The sequence below is a fragment of the Streptomyces hilarionis genome, from assembly GCF_024539675.1.
Lineage (GTDB): Bacteria > Actinomycetota > Actinomycetes > Streptomycetales > Streptomycetaceae > Streptomyces > Streptomyces hilarionis.
This window is the reverse complement of the sequence record NZ_JAHHIT010000166.1, coordinates 1-19905: the sequence shown is the minus strand read 5'-3', so window position 1 is coordinate 19905 and position 19905 is coordinate 1. Positions and strand designations below refer to the sequence as shown.

Here is a 19905-nt window from a genome sequence, read left to right as displayed (position 1 = left end):
GCGTCGTGCGGGGGCGCGGGGGCGGGCGGGCCGTTTTGGAACGTCACGCGCAGCCGGGGCGGCTCGGACAGCTCGGCGAGCGGGCCGGGCAGCCAGCGCAGGGCGGCGGCGAGGACCGGCAGGAGGTAGGCGTCCGGCCGGATCTCCACGAGATAGCCGCTTCCGCGCACCCGGATCTCGTACTGCTGGGGCGTCAGAGCCCCGCGGGCGAGGACCTCGTGGACGGCGAGTTCGAGGGTGATGCGGGCCTCGGGGCGGGCGGCGAGATCGGCGTCGGTCTCGAAGAGCAGCACCGGCCGGGCGACCGGCGCGGGCGCCCCGGTGTCCGGGCCGGTGTTCCCGCCCAGGCGGTGGACCGTCCGGGCGGACACCGTCGCGAAGGCCGGGGCCGTGGACTCGGCCTGCGGGCCGGCGGTGGCGTCGGGGCCCGCCGGCTCGGCGCGGAACTCGCCGCTCGCGCGGCCCGCGCGTTCGTCGATCAGGCCGCCGACGCGGTCCAGGAGCTCGCGGGCGCGGCCGCGCGTCGTGCGCGGCAGCGTGCGCACCAGCAGCTCGCGCACGCCGGGGCGGAAGTCGTACGAGCCGGGCGGGCCGGGGACGGCGGTCAGCATGCCGCTGAGGATGACCTCGGCGAGGTGCTGCGGACGCGGGTCGCGGTCCACGGCGCGTTGGACGAGCCGCATGACCGGTACGGACGGCACGGCGAGGGCCAGATGGCCGGCCAGCCGGAACGCCTGCGGGGAGGCGGTGGCGCGAAACCGCAGGACCAGGTCCTCGGCGGGCAGCGCGGCCGGGTCGGGGGCCTCGGGTTCGGCGGACGGGACGGGAGCCGCCGTCAGCCAGGCCGCCGCGCCGGGCGTGCGGGCGCCGCCGGGCGAGGCCACCAGCGTCGCCCAGTTGGCCAGCCAGGGCGCGCCCGGTTCCAGGACGGGAAGGGGGAGGGCCGTCGCGGGCGGCGGTCCTGCCTCGGCGTCGTACGGGGTGAACCGGAGGGCGGTCGACGGGGCCGCCGCGCCGGCGGAGGCCAGCAGGCCGGGCCGGGCCGGCAGCGCCGTCGTGGGCCACAGCCGTTCGGGCAGCGGCTGGACGACGGCCAGCGGCGTCCTGGCCGCCCAGTGCCGCAGGGTCGCGTGCCAGCGTTCGCCCGCCGGGCCGGGCCGCCACTGCGGGCCCATGCAGTCGCTGACGACGAGGGTGACCGTGCGCCCGTCCGCCGTGTCGGGCACGTGCCGGGCCCGCCCGTCGGGGGTCGCCGGGTGCACGGTCACCGTGCGGAAGAGGCCCGACTGGGCCAGCACGGTGTGCAGTTCACGCACGAGGGGCCGCCAGACCGGCATCGTCGGGCCCGTGTCGTGGACCAGGGCGAGGCGCAGCCAGCGCTCGCGCGCGGGGCGCAGAACGGGCAGCCACACGTCCGGGTGGGCGCCCAGCCGGGCGATGCGGTCGGCGCTGGCCCGCTCGTCGAGGCGCAGGGCACGCGCCGAGGGGACCGTCCGCTTCAGGGGGCGCAGGGCACGCTGCAATGCGAGCGGGTGGGGCAGCATCGGCGGCGCGGGGGCGAGCAGCGGCCGGCCGCCGGCGGCGCCCCGCCCGCCGGGCGCGCGGGAGGCGGGGGTGGGGAGCCGGAGGGGGATCCGGACGTCCGGGACGGGCGGCGGGTTCGGCGGACCGTGGGCGCCGGCAGACGGCGCGGACGGCCCCCGCGGCGGCGGTCCGGCCGTCGGATCCTTCGCGACGGGCCGCGCGGGCGCTGGGGTGGGCGGTGCCGGTGTGCCCGGGCCGTCGCGGCGGTCCGGGCCGTCCGGGCCGTCCGGATCGGGTAACTGGCGTGCCAGCCACAGGAGTTCGGCGAGCTCGCGCGGGGTGGGCTCGGTGTCCGCAGCCGCCGTCAGCAGGCGCGTCAGCCGTTCGAGGGCGGACCGGTCGCCCCCCGCCGCCTCAGAAGCCATCGCCGTCCGCCGTGGCGCCGAGATAGGGCATCAACTGCTCGGCCAGCGCGTCCCGGGAGGCGGCGTCCAGTCCGGTGACGCCGGTGAGGTAGAGGGCGTTCAGCAACTGGTCGGTGGCGAGCTCGCCGTCGGCGGCGCGGGCCAGGAAGCGGTCGATGAGGCGTTCCGCCTCGCCGGGCGGGGTGTCCAGATGGGCCCGGACGATGTCGGTGAGCTGCTCGCGGTCGGGACGGCGCAGCCTCAGCCGGACGCAGCGGCGCAGGAAGGCCGGCGGGAACTCGCGCTCGCCGTTGCTGGTCAGGACGACGAACGGGAAGGCGCGGCAGCGGACCCGGCCGCGGGCCACGGTGACCGGGACGTCCGAGCCGTCGGCCAGCACCTCGGCGGTGGCGTCCGCGGGGGACAGCCGTGCCGCGCGCATCAGCTCGGGGATCTCGTACTGCCCCTCCTCCAGCACGTTCAGCAGGTCGTTCGGCAGATCCAGGTCGCTCTTGTCGATCTCGTCGACGAGCAGGGCGCGGGGCCGGGCGTGGGGAAGCAGGGCGGTGCCCAGGGGGCCGAGCCGCAGATGGTCCTCGACCCCGCCGCGGGCGGCCTCCGCGCGCTCGCGCCACGCCGCCTGCCGGGCCGCGTACAGCCGGGAGAGCGGGTCGTACTGGTAGAGGCCGTCGGCCAGCGTGGAGCGGCTGGTGATGTTCCAGCGCAGCACCGGGCCCAGTCCCAGCTCGCGGGCCACCGCGTAGGCCAGGGAGGACTTGCCCGTGCCGGGCGGCCCGGTGACCAGCAGCGGACGGCGCAGCACCAGGGCGGCGTTGACGAGCTGGACGCTCTCCGGGGTGGCGACGTACGCGCGGGCGCGGTGGACGCGGTCGGGCGACACGGCCGTCTCGTCGTCGGCGTCCCGGGGCGACGGCACGAGGGGCGCGCCGTCGAACGCCCGCCAGGGCGGCGGCTCGGGCAGCCGGTCGATGCCGTCGTGCGGTGCGCTGTTCCCGGTGTAGACGGACCAGTGGGGCATGGTTCTCCGAAACTCGGCGTGACTCGATGGGGCGGCTCAGGCCACGGGGGAGTGGGTGTGGGCGGGCGGGTCGCCGTGCGGGTCGGTGAAGACGCGCGGGTCGTCCCACAGCAGCTGGATGTCGTGCGCCCAGTGGCCGTCCTCCGCGTCGGCCTCCTCCCGCAACGCGAGGATCAGGCGCGGGAGTTCGGCGGGCGGGATCTGTGACACGCAGGCGTCCAGCTCGTCCAGGAACGCCTTGCCCGCACAGCCGTCGCCGCCCGCGCAGAGCTCGTCGGGCCCGGCGCCGCAGCCCTCGCGGGACCAGACGACCACCGGGGCGGGCGCGTTGACCGTGGTGTCGAAGTGGGGGCGGGTGCGCGACGCGGCCGGCGCGGAGCCGAACCCGGCCAGACAGGCGTCGTCGCGTCGCAGCCGCATCCGCAGCCGGCGGGGCTCCTCGGGGCCGCCGCACTCGACCCGGTGCACCCGTGCGCCGGGCGCGGAGTCGAGCCGCTTCCACGCCCGGGCGAGCTGGTGGCGCATGCCCGCCCGTCGGCGGGCCTGGTCGGTGACGACGAGCGGGTAGACGCAGCCGAGCGGCGTGTCGTCGTCGGGGGCGCTCGCCCAGCGGTCCACGGGCAGGTCGATCCACTCGCGGGGCAGCGCGAAGGCGATCAACTCGTCGCAGCCGGGCGTCAGATGACGGAAGGCGGCCTCGATGCGGTCCTGCACGTAGGCGCGCACCCCGGCCTGCGGGACGGTGTCGGAGCCGACCGGATGCCGGCGCCCGCCGGCGTAGGCGCTCACCTCGACCAGGACACGGCCGTCGCCCGCGCCGCTGCGCCGCAGATCCACGAGGATGGGCGACCAGACGGGCGCGGCGGCCGTCACGGCGGGGGCCGCGAAGAGGGACTCCACGTGGGCGGTGAAGCGGGCGACGGTGGCGGCCGCGTCGGCGCCGTCGACCTCGCACAGCACGAACAGGGCCGCCGAGCGCAGGGAGTCGAAGCCCTCCTCGGGGGCGTCCGGGTCCCACGGCCCCCTGGCGGCCTCGTAGAGCCGCACCCGTCGGCCCGGATCGTCGTCCAGGCCCTCGCGGACCGCGCGCTCCACCAGCTCGCGCAGCCGGGCACGGTCGGCGCTGCGGTGGTCGGAGGTGGGCACCAGCCCCTCCAGCGGCGGCCAGTGGCGGGCCATGACCTCGGTGGGCATCATCCGCCCGTTGTGCACGCCCCGGTCGCCGGCGGCCGCCGTGACCATGCCGACGACCTCGCCGGTGTCCGCGAGGGTGACCGCCGCGCCGCTGAACCCCGGGGCGAGCGGCTGCCCGCCGGGCTGCCACGCCTCCAGCTGGATCCACTCGCCGTTCAGCAACTGCCGTGCGGTGATCCGGTATTCGGCGAGGGTGCCCTCGTCGAAGCCGACCGGGAAGCCGTAGACGACGAGCTTGCGGGGCCGGTCCGGGCGGGGGCCGTCGGCCGCGTCCACCGGGGCCAGCGCGGCCGGGGCGACCGCGACCTCGCGGGCCAGCTCCAGGACGGCCAGGTCGCCGAGGTCGGTCGGCGCGCCGCCCCAGCCGCCGTCGGCGACCACCCTGGCCGCCACCGTGGGGAAGCCGGGCAGCTCGGTGAAGGTCACCGTCAGGGCGTCGGCGGCCGCGCCGTGCACGACGTGCGCGCAGGTCAGGACCGTGTTGGGGGTGACGAGGAAACCCGCCCCCGCCACCTCGCCGCCGTTCTCGATCCGGGCGTGCCACGCGGCGCTGTTCATGAGCCGGCTGACGGCGACCAGGTCAGCTTCACGACGAGATGCCCCTCCGCCGTGCCCTTGGCGATGATCGCGCCCGTCTCGGCAGACAGCTTCACCCCGAACTCGATCTCGACGCCGTCGGGTCGCAGCGTCCCGTCCCGGAACACCCGCAGCGCGGACTCGGCGGCCGCCCGCACGCCCTCCAGCGCGCCCTCGAAGGTCCGGGCCGCCTGGACCGTCCCGTCGCGGGCGACGAGCCGGGAACCGGGCCGCGCCTGCGCGACCGCCTCGACGGCCACCACGCTCCCGTCGTCGGTCTTGAACTCCACCAGTCCGTCCACGGTGTCCCCCGTCGCCCCTTCCCGTCTCCTGCGGCGCTGTGCGCACCCATTGTCACGGACGGTGCTCGCACTTGTCCCGCGTTCACGGCGCGTTCGTGGCCCGGATCACCCCCAGCTCGACCAAGTCCTGCGGCCGAAGACGCAGTTGGTCGGCCGTCGCCTCGGTCTGCGCGGGCGGCCGCTTGAGGATTGCGGCGGCGGCCTCCGGCGCGATGACGGAGAAGTAGCTGTCCGGCGTGGCCCAGGTCCGGCCGGGCGCCGCCAGGGCCAGCGCGCCGCCCGAGCCGCCCTCGCCGATCACCAGCGTGGTGATCGGCGTGCGCGCGGCGGCGACCACGCCGAACAGCTCCGCGATGGCCGCGCCCGCCCCCTGGCGTTCCGCCTCGGCGTCGTTGGCCGCGCCCGGCGTGTCCACCAGGGTGAGCACGGGGATGCCGAGCCGTTCGGCGAGCCGGATCAGCCGGACGGCGGTGCGGTATCCGGCGGGCCGGGTCGCCGCGCCCGTCTGCGCGGCGTACGCGACCGTGCGGCCCTCGTGGACGCCGAAGCCGCACAGCATCCCGTCGGGGTCGACGCCGCCGCACCGGTCGCCGGAGATCGCGAGCCGCCGGGTGAAGTAGGCGTCCAGATAGGCGCCCGCGCGCGGCCGCTCCCGCGAGCGGGCCCGCCGCACGGCGTCCCACCCGGAGACGGGCAACCCGCCCTCCCCGAGAGCCCTCGGCGCCGGCGCCGCCTCGACGACGCCCCCGCGGCCGGCCCCCGAGCCGCGGGAAGCCGCCGAGCTCCGGTCGGCCGTGTCGCCGCCCCCGGCCGTCGGACCGGTCCCGCTCCCCGAACGGCCGTCGGCCGTCGAGCCGTTCCCGGGGGCCGAGGCGTTCCGGTCACGCCGGTCGCGCTGGTCCTCGGCGCCGGTCCGGGCCGTCGGCGGCGGCGCAGGCGTGGATGGGGCGGGGATGTCGGGCGCGGGGCCCGCGGGAGGGGCGCCGTCGGTCAGGAGGCGCAGCCACAGGCCGAGCACCTCGCGCAGCCGCGCCGCGGGCACCACCGCGTCCGCCGCGCCCGCGGCGACCTGCGCCTCCGCCGTGTAGGCGGCCGGATCCGCGTCCGGCGGACGGACCCGTGAGCCGGCGAAGCCGACCTGGGCCCCCGGCAGCGCCAGCACCACGTCGGCGCCCGCGCCGAGAGTGGCCCAGCCGCCGCCGGTCGTGGGGTCGCGCAGGACCGCCACCTGCGGCAGGCCCGCCTCCCGGGTGAGCGCCGACTGCCTTGCCACGCGCTGGAGTTGGGTGAGCGCGAGCATGCCCTCCTGCATGCGGCTGCCACCGGTGGCCACCAACGGCACGACGGGGAGCCGGTGTTCACGGGCGTAGACGTACGCCCCGACCAGCCGGTCGCCGGTGCGCTCGCCGAGCGAGCCGCCCAGGAAGCCGAACTCGAAGGCGATCAGGACCGCCCGGACGCCCTCCACGGTCGCGGCGCCGCACACGACGGACTCCGACTCGCCGGTGCGCTCGGCCGCACGGGCGCGGGCGTCGTCGTAGCCGGGCCAGCCCAGGGGGCCGTCGGGAGCGGACGGCCGTTCCTCGTGCGGGAGCGGGACGAAGTCGTCGGCGACGAGGGCGATCACCTCGCGTGCGCTCACACGTCCCGTCGTCATGCGGGCAGCGCCCGCTTCATGATCTTGCCCATGTCGTTGCGGGGCAGCGCGTCGAGGTAGCGCACCACGCGGGGCCGCTTGTGCGGCGCGAGCCGCCCGGCCACGTGGTCGGCCAACTCGCCCTCGGCCGGGGGCGACTGGGGATCGGCGGGCACGACCCACGCGACGACGCGTTCCCCGAGGTCGGGGTCCGGCTCGCCGGTGACGGCGGCCTCGCGCACCCCCGGATGCTCCAGCAGCGCGTTCTCGATCTCCCCGGCCCCGATCTTGTACCCGCCGCTCTTGATCAGATCGGTGGCCTTGCGCCCCACGATGCGGACGTAGCCGTCGGGATCGCGCACGGCCACGTCGCCGGTGCGGAACCAGCCGTCGGCGGTGAAGGCGGCGGCGGTCGCGTCCGGCCGGTTGAGGTACTCCGTGAACAGGTTCGGACCGCGCACCTGGATCTCCCCGACGCTCTCCCCGTCGAGGGCGCCGACGACCGACCCGTCGTCCTCCACCAGCCGCAGCTCCACACCCGGCAGCGGCGGTCCCACGGTCCCGGCCCGGGCCTCGCCGTCCGCCCGCACGGCGGTGTTCATCAGCGTCTCCGTCATGCCGTACCGCTCGACGACCCGCCGTCCGGTCGCCGCCGCGATCCGCTCGTGGTCGTGCACGGGCAGCGCGGCCGATCCCGAGACCAGCAGACGGGCCCCGGCGAGCGCCTCGGCCAGCGCGGGCTCGGCGGGCAGTGCCTCGGCGATGCGGTGGTACATCGTCGGCACGCCGAACAGCATGGTCGCGCCCTCGCTCAGCTCCCGGGTCACGCCCTGGGTGTCGAACCGCCCGAGGTGCCGCACGGAGCCGCCCCGGCGCAGCGGCCCGAGGACGCCCAGGACCAGGCCGTGGACGTGGAACAGCGGCAGTCCGTGCACGAGGACGTCCTCCTCGGTCCACTGCCAGGCGTCCGCGAGCGCGTCCAGGGTGGCGGCGATCGCCCGGCGCGGGATGACCGCGCCCTTGGGCGGCCCGGTGGTGCCGGAGGTGTAGACGACGAGGGCGGGCTCCTCCTCGCCGACGGCCGCGCGGGCCGACGGCGCGCCCGTCCCCCCGGCGTCCGCGTCGCCTTCCGTGTCCCGGGCCGCGGACGTGTTCGTGTCCGTGTCCGGGTCCGGGTCCGTGTCGAGGGTGACGTCGATGCGACGCAGCGCCCGCAACGGGGCGGGCAGCTCCGTGCCCGGCGCCGCCAGGACCAGGGCGGGCGCGCTGTCGGACAGGATGTGCCCGAGCTCCTTGTCGCCCGACTTCGGATTCAGCGGCACCGCGGCGACGCCGGCGAGCAGCGCGCCGACCACCGCGACCGCGGTCTCCGGCGACGGGGTGGCCCACACCGCGACCCGGCCCGCCCCGCGCACCCGCCCGGCGACGGCGCCGGCCGCCGCCGCGAGCTCCGCGTACGTCAGGGAACGCGCGCCGAACCGCAGGGCGGGGCGGGAGGACGGATCGTCCGACAGGGCCGGGAAGAGAGGGGTCACGCGAGAACTCCTTGCGGGCGGCGGATCGAGCACGACAGGACCTTCCTACCCCGCGGCGCGCGCGATCGGGCCGGGCGGGGGTTTGATCCGGATCACTGTGCGACCCGTCTTGTTAGCCTTCCGGTGATCGGACAGCCGTACGAAGAAGGAGCCCGTCGTGGCCCGTGTCGCGCTCGCCACCTACGACCCCCGGCCGCAGGCCGGCAAGGACGTCGACCTCCCGGTGCTGGTGGAGGCGTTGCGTCAGGCCGGTGCGCGGGCGGACGCCGTCTTCTGGGACGACGCCGACGTGGACTGGGCCTCCTACGACCTCGTCGTCATCCGTTCCACCTGGGACTACAGCTGGCGGGCGGACGAGTTCACCGCCTGGGCCCGGAAGGTCGCCGCCGTCACCCGGCTGGCCAACCCGGTGGCGGTGGTGCGCTGGAACACCGACAAGCGCTACCTCGGGGAGCTGGCGGCGGCCGGGGTGCCGACCGTGCCGACGCGCTACCTCGCGCCCGGCGAGCCGGCCGGGCTGCCCGAGGAAGGCGAGTACGTGATCAAGCCCGCGTCGGGCGCCGGCGCCCGCTACGCCGCCCGCTACACCCCCGACGGCCGTGAGCGGGCCCTGGCCCATCTCGCCCGGATGCACGCCGAGGGGCTGACGGCGATGGTGCAGCCGTATCTGCGCGCCATCGACACCGGTGGCGAGCGCGCCCTTCAGTTCTTCGGCGGACGCCTGCTGCACGCCAGCCGCAAGCGGGCCGTGCTGGCCCCGGAGACCGCCTTCGACGCCGAGAAGGTCGCCCATCCCGGACTGGAGCCCTGGACGCCGACCCCGGCCGAACTCGCCGTCGCCGAACGCGCCCTGGCCGCCGTGCCCGACGCGCCGGAGCTGCTCTACGCCCGCGTCGACCTCGTGGACGGCGACGACGGGCGGCCGCGGGTGATGGAGCTGGAACTGGTCGAGCCGAACCTCTTCCTGTTCCTGCACCCGGAGTCGACCCGGAAGGTCGTCACGGCGATCCTCGCGGCCGCCGCCCGCTGACGGGTCCCGCGGTCAGTCCCTGGTCGCCGTGCGCTGGAGCAGACCCCAGGTGAACTCGGCGACGACCTCGCGGCGCACGCCCTGTCCGTCCGGGGCGGTGAAGGCCAGGCCCCACCGGTTGGGGGCCGTGCCCTCCAGGGGGCGTGCCGGGGCGAAGGCGAGGGCGGCCTCGTCGACCGTGCAGGACCAGGGCGCGAGATCGTCGAGGGTCTCCAGGGACGGCGGCCGCACGCCCGGCGCGCGCACCAGCCACTCGTTCCAGACGGCGCCGGTCGGGGCGAGCAGCACCTCGAAACGCAGCCCGGGCCAGAGGGAGACCGGCCACAGCCAGGCCTCGCAGTCGAGGTCTGCGACCCGGCGGGCCGTTCTGGACTCGGGTTCGCCGAGGACCGAGCGGTAGCGGGCGAGCGCTCCTCTGGTGTGCGGGGAGTGGACCATCGCCTGCCACCGTTTGTTGGCCTCCCTCATCTGCGTCAGGGAGACGCCCAGGTCATGGCGGGCGTCCTCCACCAGATCCGGGTTGTGGTCGGCCATGCGGCGCAGCAGGACCAACTGGAAATCGAGGGCCGTGAACGAGCCGGCGAGGCGTTTCTGGGTCGGCATGCGTCCCATCCTGGCCCACCGCGGGCGCCCTCCGGGGCCACCGTGCGATTCCCGGCCATTGCCCGGCGCAACGGCGTATGACAGCCTGTGTTCGTCATGCCGATCGCCTGTTGATATCTCGAACACAGGCGCCGATCACAGATCAAGGGAGGGGGCCGGTCGTGGGACGCCTCGTACCTGCCGTGACCCGAGCTCTCGACATCCTCGAGCTCTTCCTCGACGGGGACGGTTCGCTCTCCGCCCCCGACATCGTGCGCAAGCTCCAGCTTCCGCGCACCACCGTGCACGAACTGGTGACCACGCTCTCCGCGCGGTCGTACATCGTGCCCGTCCCCGGACAACCCGGACGGTACCGCCTCGGAGTGCGTCCGTACCAGCTCGGCAGCCGCTACGCCGAGCAGCTCGACCTCGCCGCGGAGGGTCAGCAGGTCGCCCGCACGGTCGCCGAAACGTGTGACGAGACGGTCCACGTGGCGATCCTGGAGGGCACGGACGTCATCTACATCGCCAAGGTCGACTCCACGCACGCGGTCCGGATGGTGTCGGCCGCGGGCCGGCGTCTCCCGGCGCACTGCACCTCCGTCGGCAAGATGCTGCTGGCCTCGCTGCCCGAGTCCGAGCTCACCGCCCGCATCCCCGACGACGCCGATCTCGTGCGGATGACCCCGAACAGCATCACCGAGCCGGCCGCGCTGCGCGAGGCGCTCACCGAGATCCGGGAGCGGGGCGTCGCGGTCGAGAGCCGCGAGTCCAACCCGGACGTCAGCTGCGTGGCGGCGCCGGTGCGCGACCGCACGGGCCAGGTGGTCGCCGCGCTGTCCATCTCCGTCCCCATGATCCGCTGGAGCGACGAGCGCCGCGTGGAGCTGGAGCAGCTCGCCGCGAAGGGCGCGGCCGAACTGTCCGAACTGCTGGGATACCGGAGCGTGGCATGACGACGTCGTACGAGGTGGCCGTGCGGGCCGAGGCGACCCTCGGCGAGGGGCCGACCTGGGACCCGGCCACCGGCAGGCTGCTGTGGATCGACATACTCGGCTCCCGCCTGCACACCTACGACCCCGCCACCGGCGCCCGCACGGTCCGCGCCACGCACCAGCACGTGGGCGCGGCCAAGCCCCGGGCGGGCGGCGGGCTGGTCCTCAACCTCCGTGACGGGGTGGGCCTGCTCGATCCCGACGGCGGCTTCCGCTGGCTGCGCCACGAGCCGGTGCCGGGCCGTCGCGCCAACGACGCCGCGGTGGCGCCCGACGGCTCCCTCTGGGCCGGCACCATGCGCTATGACGAGGCGCCCGGCGGCGGCACGCTGTCCCGGCTCGCCGGCGACGGCTCGGCCGAGCTGGTCCTCGACGACGTGGCCGTGAGCAACGGCACGGGCTGGAGCCCGGACGGCACGCTGATGTACTACATCGACTCGCCGACGCGCCGGATCGACATCTTCGACTGCTCGGCGGACGGGCGGGTGAGCGGCCGCCGCCCGTTCGTCTCCGTCGAGGACGGCGCCGGATTCCCCGACGGCCTCACCGTCGACGCCGACGGCTGCGTGTGGGTGGCGCTGTGGGACGGGGGAGCGGTACGCCGGTACACCCCGGACGGCGAGCTGGACCGCGTGATCACCCTGCCCACCCCGAGGGTCACCGCGTGCGCCTTCGGCGGCGCCGGCCTGAGCGACCTGTACGTCACCACGGCCCGCGTGGGCCTGACGGCCCCGCACCCGGTGGCCGGTTCACTCCTGGTGGTCCCGAACGCCGGCAAGGGCCTCCCGCAACCCGCCTTCACCGGCTGACACCGCCGCCGACGGGCGGGCGCGCGAGCCGGCCGCCACGGGCCGACACGGGCCCGCCCGTCGAACCGCTACCGCAGGCCCGCCCGTTCGCGTTCGGACGGCGTCAGGGGCGGGCCGGTCAGGGGGCGCTTGAGGGGGCCGGCGGTGGCGGCCAGCAGGACCGTCGGGGTCAGCAGGACCTGCGGGCCCCGCTCCAGCGACGTCACGTCCGTCACCCGGCGGGCGATGCGGCCGCTGCCGGTGGCGGTGAGCATCAGACGCCCCACGTAGGCGGCCAGGATCCGGTCGCGCAGCGTGGGGCCGGTCTCCGTCGCACCCGGGTAGAACACGTCCTGGCCGACCGCGAGGTCCCAGGCGGCGCCGGCCGGGCGGGCCACCGCCCGCTGGACGCGACGCGACAGCCCGGCCGAGCCCCAGCCGTGCCGCCGGACGGCGTCCCGCAGCGCCACCGCGCTCTGGGCGGCGACCGCGAGGCCGTGGCCGTAGAGCGGGTTGTACGCGGCCAGCGCGTCGCCGACGACGGCGAAGCCCTCCGGCCAGGCCGCCATCCGCTCGTAGAAGCTGCGGCGGTTGACGGTGGCCCGGGTGAGGGACACGTCCGACAGCGGCTCGGCCCGTTCCAGCAGCTCCCCGATGACCGGGTGGCGCAGCTCCTCGCGGGCGAAGCGCACGAAGTCGTCGTTGTCGGCGGTGGGTTCGCCGCCCCGGGTGCCGTTCAGGGTGACGATCCAGCGCCCGTCCTCGATGGGCAGCAGGAACCCCGCCCGCCCCGGACGGCCGTCCCGCGGGTCGGGCTGCACGTTGACGATCGGGTACCCCGACCGGGCCCGCTCGGGAGCCAGGTAGAGCCGGCTCGCATAGGCCAGCCCCGAGTCCACCTCGCGTCGCTCCACCTCCGGCAGGCCCAGGGCTTGTAGCCACCCGCCCGCCCGCGAACCGCGCCCCGTCGCGTCGACGACCAGGGCGGCGGAGACGGTCCGCTCCACGCCGGCCGCCGTGTCCTCGCGCCCGTCCGCCGCGCCCCGGGTCCGTACCCGCACTCCCGTGACGGCTCCGGCGTCCCCCACCAGACCCGTCGCCTCGGTCCCGGCGAGCAGTTCGATCCGCTCGTCGGCGAGGACCAGGTCGCGGACCGTCGCGTCGAGCAGATCGCGTCCGGCCAGGATCACGTGGTGGGACTCGGGCCAGCGGCGGAACCAGCCGCGCGGGCCCAGGACGACCATGTCCGTCGTCACCGGCGAGCGGCGCGCCCCGGCGTCGAGCAGGGCCTCGGTGACGCCCGGCAGCAGCTCCTCCACCGCCCGCACCCCGCCCGACCACAGCATGTGGGCGTGGCGCGCCTGGGGCAGACCCCGGCGCGGTGCGGGTCCGTCGGGAAGGGCGTCCCGCTCGATCACGACGACCCGGTCGGCGAAGCCGCTCAGCGCGCGTGCGACGAGCATCCCGGCGTGGGATCCCCCCAGCACTACGGCGGTTCTGGCGGGGTTGGCGGGCTCACTCATGCGTGGACATGCTCTCTGCCGGGGCGGTCGCGCGGGCGCGGACCGCCTGGAGGTCGACGGGATGGCGAAGGACGCGGGACACGGCCTGGATCTCCCGCAGGAGATAGGTGGTGTCCGGCCCGGAGGAGGACGGCGCGCGGGACGCGGGGGGAGCGGTGGTGGAGGCCGTGGGGGAGGCCGTGGCGGGTGACGTCGTGGTGGGGGCGGCGGTCCGGGCTTCGGCCCGCGAGGACTCCGGAACGTGCCGCGTCCCCGATTCGGCCGGCGCCGGTTCCGCCCTCGCGGGGCGCGGCGCCACCGACTCCGCCGTCCCGGACTCCGGCGTCTCCGGCCCCCGTTGCGACCGCTTCCTCGCCTCCACGGCGTCCAGCAGCGCGACGCCCGCGGCCAGGGCCTGCGCCCGGCCGCGCTCGAAGCCGAGGGCGACGGCGGCGTCGTAGGACCGGGCGCGCAGACCGTCGTCCAGATGACGGGCCAGTTGCAGCAGCGCGTCGCGGATGAACGTCTCACGGCGGATCAGCCGCAGCTCGGGGGCGGCGCGCAGGTCGAACGGCTCGCGGCCGCCGGTGACGGTCCGCATCAGCCTGGACAGCGGCTTGAGGCTCCGGTGCCGGCGGCGCACCCGCCAGCGCTCCTGCAAGTACTGGCCGGCGTGCGGCACGATGAAGCCGATCGCGACCAGCGTGGCGGCGATGCAGGCCGCCGACGGCGCGATGTTCGTGTTCAGCCAGTCCAGGTCGTGACCGGTCCAACGCGCCGCGACGGCCGACAGCTTGGCCGCGCTGAACACCAGGTTGGTCACGTAGCCGGCCCCGAGGAAGCGCAGCCCCCAGCGCAGCCAGGCGTCGAGGCCCTCGGTGCGGCTCCAGTTCCACACCAGCCGGGCGGTCACCGAGCAGGCCACCGTGTGCGCGAGCAGGTAGAGGAGGATCTCCTCGCGCATGTACGGCGTGTTGGCGTAGTAGGTGTCGAGGTCCCGGATCCGCTCCACGGGCACGTCGGCCAGCGCGAAGAGCACCCACAGGGCGACCACCACGCCCGCGTAGACCGAGACCACCCAGCGCGTGGCGCGCCGGGTCTGGGCAGACCGCTCGGTGCGGCCGTTGCGCCAGGCGATGATCAGCAGCAGCCAGGACGCGGACAGCGCGGTGAGCAGGGAGTACACCCAGGGCGCGGCGATGTTCGGCACCCCGGTGACGCGGTTGGTCCAGGCGATGGTCTTCGGGGCCGCGAAGACGAACACGGCGCAGGCGAACACCAGCAGCCCGCCGACGGCGCGCAGCAGCGGGTCCCGCCAGAGTTTGAGGATGCTGGGCAGCTTGATGGCGAGGGCCGCGCCGAGGACGACGGTGGGCAGCCAGAAGGAGATGTACAGCCCGTGGTTCACCGCGCGGTACCCCGGCGTCCCCGGTAGCCCAGCGTGCGCTGGACCGCGGACGTCTCCGCGCCCGCCCCGGCGGCCGCGCCCGGGCCGGTGGGCCCGGAGTCGGAGAGATAGCGCCGGAAGCGGGCCGCGAGACGGTGGCCGAAGTCGTCGGCCTCGGCCTCGTCGTCCTCGCGGGAGCCGTTGCGGGCGGCGACGGTCAGCGCGATGGAGTCCCAGCCGGACCGGTCGGCCAGCACGCCCGCCGCCACCGTGCCGACGCCGTGGTGGTGATGGCGGTGCCCGGCGTGCAGATGCCACAGCTCATGGCCGAGGATGACCAACTGCTGCACGTCCTCGGCCCGTTCCTCCACGATCACCAGGTCGAACTCCTGGAACTCCACCCACAGGCCGGTCACCTCGATCTCGTCGGGGAACCGCTCGAACCGCACCTCGACGGGCCGGCCGCCGCGCCGTGCGGACATCTCCTCGCACAGCGCACGGCACACGTCCCGCACCCCGGACGGGCGGCAGGGGCGCGCCCGCAGCGCGGCGGAGAGAGCGCCGGTCAGCTCGCGCATGGCCGGTCCGGTCCGCGTGCGCCGCAGCGCCGAGGCGATCCGGGCCGCCCTTCCGCGCGCGCCCGCGATGTCCATCCGCTCCCCCTTCTCCACCGCCCGGCGGCAACCCGTTCGAGCCTACGCGGCCGGTTGTGCTCACGTCACGAAAAGCGGGACGGGGGCGGCGAGGGAAAGCGCTGTCGGAGATCGCGTCGAAACCATTGACGGGCGGGCGCGGCGGCTTTTACGGTCCCGTTCGAGGACGCGAGCGCAATCCGAAATACCGAACCTCGCTCACGGACCGGCAGGAGCACGCGGCCCCGCGGAGGACCCGCGGCGGAAACGAGACCGGAGCGACCGAGACCGCAGTGACCGAGACCGGAAGGGCCACGATGAGCACCGCCCGTTTCACCCTCGACCCCGCCTTCACCGTAGGCGAGGTGAATCCCCGTGTCTTCGGCTCGTTCGTCGAACACCTCGGCCGCTGCGTCTACACGGGCGTCTTCGAGCCCGGCCATCCCGCGGCCGACGCCGAGGGCGTGCGCACCGACGTCCTGGACCTCGTACGGGAACTCGGCGTCACGGCCGTGCGCTACCCGGGCGGCAACTTCGTCTCCGGCTACCGGTGGGAGGACTCGGTGGGCCCGGTGGCGGAGCGGCCGAGCCGCCTCGACCTGGCCTGGCACTCCACGGAGACGAACCGCTTCGGCCTCTCCGAGTTCATCGGCTTCCTCAGGAAGATCGGCCCGCACGCGGAGCCCATGATGGCCGTCAACCTGGGCACGCGCGGCGTCGCCGAGGCCCTCGCGCTCCAGGAGTACGCCAACCACGCCGAGGGCACCGCGCTCTCCGACCTGCGGGTGAGCCACGGCGACAAGGACCCCTTCGGCATCGCGCTGTGGTGCCTGGGCAACGAGATGGACGGCCCCTGGCAGACCGGCCACAAGACGGCGCAGGAGTACGGCCGGCTCGCCGCCGAGACCGCGCGCGCCATGCGCCAGCTCGACCCCGGCGTGGAACTCGTCGTCTGCGGTTCCTCCAGCCAGTCCATGCCGACGTTCGCCGAGTGGGAGGCGACGGTCCTCCAGGAGACCTACGACCTCGTCGACCACATCTCGCTGCACGCCTACTACTGGCCGGAGGACGGCGACGTCGACTCCTTCCTCGCCTCCGCCGTCGACATGGAGTCGTTCATCGAGAACGTGGTGGCGACCGCCGACCACGTCGGCGCGCGGCTGAAGTCGAAGAAGCGGATCAACCTGTCCTTCGACGAGTGGAACGTCTGGTACCTGCCCGAGTGGGAGGAGTACTCCAAGGGCATCGACCGGACCGACTGGCCGCAGGCCCCGCGCCTGCTGGAGGACAGCTACAGCGTCACCGACGCCGTCGTCTTCGGCTCCCTGATCGTCGCGCTGCTGCGGCACGCCGACCGGGTCGCCGTGGCCTGTCTCGCTCAGCTCGTCAACGTCATCGCGCCGATCATGACCGAGCCGGGCGGCCCTGCCTGGCGGCAGACGACGTTCTTCCCCTTCGCGCAGGCCGCGCGGTACGGCCGCGGTCAGGTCCTCGACGTCCGGGTGGACTCGCCGACGTACCCGACGCGCAAGTACGGCGAGGCGGACCTGCTGCACGCGACGGCGGTCCGCGCCGAGGACGGGTCGGTCACCGTCTTCGCCGTCAACCGCGGCCGCACCGAGGCGCTTCCGCTCCAGGTCCGGCTGAACGACCTCGGCGTGACGTCGGTCGTGGAGCACAGCGTGCTCGCGGACGCCGACCCGGACGCCCGCAACACCCTGGCCGACCCCGAGCGGGTCGCCCCGCACGCGGCCGAGGGCACGACGCTGACGGACGGCATGCTGACGGCCACGCTGGAACCGCTGTCCTGGAACGTGATCAGGCTGGCCTAGGGGCGCCCGTCGGACACTCCCGGAGGTGTCCGCCGCCCGGCATGCGGCGGGGCCGCCCGTGCGCCGACCGCGTGACGCCGACCGCACAATGGGGCCATGAGGATCTCGGCCAGGGCGGACTACGCGGTGCGGGCGGTGCTGGAACTCGCCGTGCGGCAGGGCGGCGGCGACCCCGTGAAGGCGGAGTCGATCGCCGCCGTGCAGGACATCCCGCACAAGTTCCTGGAGGGGATCCTGGGCGACCTGCGGCGCGGTGGGATCGTCGACAGCCGGCGCGGCGGCGGGGGCGGTTACCGACTGGCCCGCGACCCCGCCGCGATCACGGTCGCGGACGTGATCAGGGCGGTGGACGGCCCGATCGTCTCGGTGCGCGGCGAGCGCCCGACGGGGCTGACGTACACGGGCTCGGCGCAGCCCCTGCTGCCGTTGTGGATCGCGCTGCGGGCCAACGTGCGCCGGATCCTGGAGGGCGTCACGATCGCCGACATCGCGGCGGACGCGCTGCCGGCGCCCGTGCGGGAGCTGTCGGAGGAGCCCGCGGCCTGGGAGAACCCGTGACGGTGGGTCAGGACGCGGCGTGGGCGCAGCATCACGGGGTGTGAACGCGCCGGGGTGAATGGCCGGAGTTCCACCTGGGCGCGCCCCAGCGGTCTCCCTACGATGCGATCGCCCCGGTCCTTCACAGCAGCTTCATTGATCCTTCACATGATTGCTGTGCGGAGCCGGCGCATCCACCCCCCACCGATCCCATGAAGGGGAGAGACCATGGCCAGTGGGCTGCTCCTGGGCGGCGCGGTCGCCGCTCTCGTGACCGCCGCCATACCCGCGCACAACCCGTCCTCGGGGTTCGTCGACCCGCCCCCGGACAAGATCGTCATCAACGTGGCCACGGTCAACGGGTCGGGCTGCCGCCCGGGCTCGGCCGCGGTCGCCGTCTCCGAGGACAACACCGCTTTCACCGTGACCTACAGCGAGTACCTCGCGCAGGTCGGCGGCAACTCCGACCCGACCGCGTTCCGCAAGAACTGCCAGCTGAGCCTGATCGTCCACGTCCCCTCGGGCTTCACCTACGCCATCGCCAGCGCGGACTACCGCGGCTTCGCCTCGCTCCAGTCCGGCTCCAGCGGCGTGCAGCGGGCCTCGTACTACTTCCAGGGCTCGTCGCAGACGGTGTTCAAGAACCACACCTTCAACGGCGCGCTCAACGACAACTGGCAGGCGACGGACACCACCGACTGGGCCAACCTCGTCTACGCGCCCTGCGGGGTCCAGCGCAACTTCAACATCAACACCGAGCTGCGCGTCAACGCGGGCTCGTCGTCCGCCTCCAAGGTCAGCTTCATGACGATGGACTCGACCGACGGCGACATCAACACCGTCTACCACATGGCGTGGAAGGCGTGTCCGGCCAAGTGACCCGGGCGCGGGTCTGAGGCCGCCCGGTCCCTCCGGCGCACCGGAGGGACCGGGCGAAGCCGTGTGCGCGAAATCAGCGCTCGACGCCGAGCGTCAGCGTGCCCGTGTACCCGGACGAGGCCGAACCGCCCAGCGCCGTCAGGCTCAGGAGGCCGGACGAGGCGCCCGCGTCGTCGTAGATCGAGTCCTGGGCGAGGGTGGTGCGGGTGACCCTGTTGGCCGCGTAGGGGGAGACCCTCGCGACGGCGGCGGTGACCGTCTCGCTGAAGAAGAGCTGGCCGGTGTGGAGTTCCCGTCCGCCGGTGAAGTGGCCGTCGGCGGTGACGGTGACGCCGGTGTGCACCTTGACGTGGACGTGGACGCAGCGGCCCCGGTACCAGCCCGGGTAGATCGTGGTGATCGACGCGACGCCGCCGGAGTCGGTGAGCACGGCGCCGCGCAGGAAGGTGCCGTCGTCCGGCTCGCTGTGGCCGTTGGCCCCGACGAAGCCGGAGTACTCGCCGAGGGCGTCCGCGTGCCAGATCTCGACCAGTGCGTTGCCGATCGGCGCGCAGGTGTCGTCGTCGACGACCGTGAGGGTCAGTTTCAGCGGGACGCCCGGCTTGCCCTCGGTGACATCGGCGCGGACGTACTGTCCGTCGAGGTGATAGGGGCCCTCGGTCATCTCCTTGGTGAGGGTGCAGACGGCCGCGGCCGCGCCGGGGGCGGCGCCGGCCGCCGCTGCGGCGGGAGCCGCGGGCGGGGCGGCGGCGCCCACGGTGAGGGCCGCCGCGGTCGCGCCGGTGGCGAGGAGTACGGCCCGGCGTCCGATGGGGGCGGGGGCGGGGGTACGCGCATCTGAGGTGTCTGTCATGGACACGGCACCGTAGGGGCGGTTCCTGTCCGCACCCTGTCAGTGAGGCAAAGCCCGGACCCGTCAAGTCCCTTGCCGGTCGCATCGCGAGGACGGCGGCCCTGCCCTCGACCACCGCCCCGCCAGGGCCGCTGGGGCGAACCCGGCGGCGCGGTCGGGGCAGGGCCCGGGATCGCGTCCGTGCCCCACGGGCCGTGGACGCCGTACGCGCCCGGGCCGGCCGGATCCGTCGACCCGGGCGGGGTCCGGCCGACGCCCGGCCGGGAGCAGGGGCCCGGGGAGCGGGGAGGAGCGGGTCGGGCGGCTCCTAGCCGGCCTGGCCCATTCCCGCCGCGTTCGGCCAGCTCTGGGCGTTGGGCCAGCCGGTGGCCGGCGCGGGGGAGAGACCGTTGGTGCCCCGGACCTGGGCGGCGGTGAGGCCGCCGCGGGCCGGGACGCCGGGCGGGGTGGGACCCATCGGCGGAGCGGGCGCCGGGGCCGGGGCCATGGGGGGAGCCATGACGGGCGCCATCGGAGGAGCCATGGCAGGAGCCATGGCGGGCGACATGGACGCGGGCGACATGGACGCGGGCGACATGGCGGCCGGGGCCATCGCGGCGGGCGACATGGCGGCCGGGGCCATCGCCGCCGCCGGCGCCATGGGCGGGGCCGGGGCCGGAACGGGAGCCGGGGCGGGTG

Annotated in this window: 18 protein-coding genes; 6 read left to right on the top strand and 12 right to left on the bottom strand. The window is 75.2% G+C overall.

Annotation, left to right across the window (positions count from 1 at the left end):
- The 6 genes from KMS84_RS31645 to KMS84_RS31620 form a co-directional block, all read right to left on the bottom strand.
- Window positions 1–1949 (bottom strand): SAV_2336 N-terminal domain-related protein (locus KMS84_RS31645; RefSeq protein WP_285894209.1); only part of this gene is annotated, 1949 nt, incomplete at its 3' end.
- The gene (locus KMS84_RS31640; protein WP_256919918.1) at window positions 1939–2967 is read right to left on the bottom strand and encodes an AAA family ATPase; all 1029 of its coding nucleotides are present in this window, start codon (window positions 2965–2967) and stop codon (window positions 1939–1941) included. The genes KMS84_RS31640 and KMS84_RS31645, both read right to left, overlap by 11 nt.
- A gap of 36 nt (window positions 2968–3003) precedes the next feature.
- Complete coding sequence (locus tag KMS84_RS31635; RefSeq protein WP_256919917.1) at window positions 3004–4719, bottom strand: VMAP-C domain-containing protein; 1716 nt, start codon at window positions 4717–4719, stop codon at window positions 3004–3006.
- Entirely contained in the window at window positions 4716–5039 is a 324-nt protein-coding gene (locus tag KMS84_RS31630; RefSeq protein WP_256919916.1) for a CU044_2847 family protein, read from the bottom strand. Before KMS84_RS31630 ends, KMS84_RS31635 begins: the two co-directional genes overlap by 4 nt.
- An 82-nt stretch (window positions 5040–5121) precedes the next feature.
- On the bottom strand, window positions 5122–6696 hold the full coding sequence (locus KMS84_RS31625) for a carboxyl transferase domain-containing protein (RefSeq protein WP_256919915.1): 1575 nt from the start codon (window positions 6694–6696) through the stop codon (window positions 5122–5124).
- A complete protein-coding gene (locus tag KMS84_RS31620; RefSeq protein WP_256919914.1) occupies window positions 6693–8210 on the bottom strand; it encodes an acyl-CoA synthetase in 1518 nt (505 codons plus the stop codon). Before KMS84_RS31620 ends, KMS84_RS31625 begins: the two co-directional genes overlap by 4 nt.
- Window positions 8211–8367: 157 nt before the next feature.
- Here KMS84_RS31620 and KMS84_RS31615 point away from each other — a divergent pair, with 157 nt between their 5' ends.
- A complete protein-coding gene (locus KMS84_RS31615) occupies window positions 8368–9240 on the top strand; it encodes an ATP-grasp domain-containing protein (RefSeq protein ID WP_256919913.1) in 873 nt (290 codons plus the stop codon).
- 12 nt (window positions 9241–9252) lie between these two features.
- Here KMS84_RS31615 and KMS84_RS31610 read toward each other — a convergent pair whose 3' ends face one another.
- Window positions 9253–9852: a hypothetical protein gene (locus tag KMS84_RS31610; protein WP_256919912.1), complete on the bottom strand. Its 600-nt coding sequence runs from the start codon at window positions 9850–9852 to the stop codon at window positions 9253–9255.
- A 152-nt stretch (window positions 9853–10004) separates the two neighbouring features.
- Between KMS84_RS31610 and KMS84_RS31605 the strand changes: the two genes are divergently transcribed.
- Window positions 10005–10778 (top strand): IclR family transcriptional regulator, encoded by a 774-nt coding sequence (locus KMS84_RS31605; protein WP_256919911.1) that lies wholly within the window; start codon window positions 10005–10007, stop codon window positions 10776–10778.
- On the top strand, window positions 10775–11626 hold the full coding sequence (locus KMS84_RS31600; RefSeq protein ID WP_256919910.1) for an SMP-30/gluconolactonase/LRE family protein: 852 nt from the start codon (window positions 10775–10777) through the stop codon (window positions 11624–11626). The genes KMS84_RS31605 and KMS84_RS31600 overlap by 4 nt, the downstream gene beginning before the upstream one ends.
- A gap of 68 nt (window positions 11627–11694) precedes the next feature.
- Here the strand turns inward: KMS84_RS31600 and KMS84_RS31595 are convergent, their stop codons facing one another.
- The 3 genes from KMS84_RS31595 to KMS84_RS31585 are packed head-to-tail and all read right to left on the bottom strand — an operon-like array spanning window position 11695 to window position 15147.
- The gene (locus KMS84_RS31595) at window positions 11695–13128 is read right to left on the bottom strand and encodes an NAD(P)/FAD-dependent oxidoreductase (protein WP_256919909.1); all 1434 of its coding nucleotides are present in this window, start codon (window positions 13126–13128) and stop codon (window positions 11695–11697) included.
- A complete protein-coding gene (locus KMS84_RS31590; RefSeq protein ID WP_256919908.1) occupies window positions 13121–14515 on the bottom strand; it encodes an MAB_1171c family putative transporter in 1395 nt (464 codons plus the stop codon). The genes KMS84_RS31595 and KMS84_RS31590 overlap by 8 nt, the downstream gene beginning before the upstream one ends.
- Window positions 14512–15147, bottom strand: a complete 636-nt coding sequence (locus tag KMS84_RS31585) for a toxin-antitoxin system, toxin component family protein (RefSeq protein ID WP_256919907.1) — start codon at window positions 15145–15147, stop codon at window positions 14512–14514. Before KMS84_RS31585 ends, KMS84_RS31590 begins: the two co-directional genes overlap by 4 nt.
- Window positions 15148–15443: 296 nt before the next feature.
- Between KMS84_RS31585 and arfA the strand changes: the two genes are divergently transcribed.
- The 3 genes from arfA to KMS84_RS31570 all read left to right on the top strand — a co-directional run bounded on the left by arfA (window position 15444) and on the right by KMS84_RS31570 (window position 18374).
- Window positions 15444–16958: an arabinosylfuranosidase ArfA gene (arfA, locus tag KMS84_RS31580; RefSeq protein WP_256919906.1), complete on the top strand. Its 1515-nt coding sequence runs from the start codon at window positions 15444–15446 to the stop codon at window positions 16956–16958.
- 96 nt (window positions 16959–17054) lie between these two features.
- Window positions 17055–17516 carry an RrF2 family transcriptional regulator gene (locus KMS84_RS31575; protein WP_256919905.1) on the top strand — a complete coding sequence of 154 codons (462 nt, stop codon included), beginning with the start codon at window positions 17055–17057 and terminating at the stop codon, window positions 17514–17516.
- A 207-nt stretch (window positions 17517–17723) separates the two neighbouring features.
- Window positions 17724–18374 carry a DUF4360 domain-containing protein gene (locus KMS84_RS31570; protein WP_256919904.1) on the top strand — a complete coding sequence of 217 codons (651 nt, stop codon included), beginning with the start codon at window positions 17724–17726 and terminating at the stop codon, window positions 18372–18374.
- A gap of 73 nt (window positions 18375–18447) precedes the next feature.
- Here the strand turns inward: KMS84_RS31570 and KMS84_RS31565 are convergent, their stop codons facing one another.
- Both KMS84_RS31565 and KMS84_RS41035 read right to left on the bottom strand, forming a co-directional pair.
- Window positions 18448–19227: an intradiol ring-cleavage dioxygenase gene (locus tag KMS84_RS31565; RefSeq protein ID WP_256919903.1), complete on the bottom strand. Its 780-nt coding sequence runs from the start codon at window positions 19225–19227 to the stop codon at window positions 18448–18450.
- Window positions 19228–19534: 307 nt separating this feature from the next.
- Window positions 19535–19726 (bottom strand): hypothetical protein, encoded by a 192-nt coding sequence (locus KMS84_RS41035; protein ID WP_285894207.1) that lies wholly within the window; start codon window positions 19724–19726, stop codon window positions 19535–19537.
- Window positions 19727–19905: the final 179 nt, after the last annotated feature.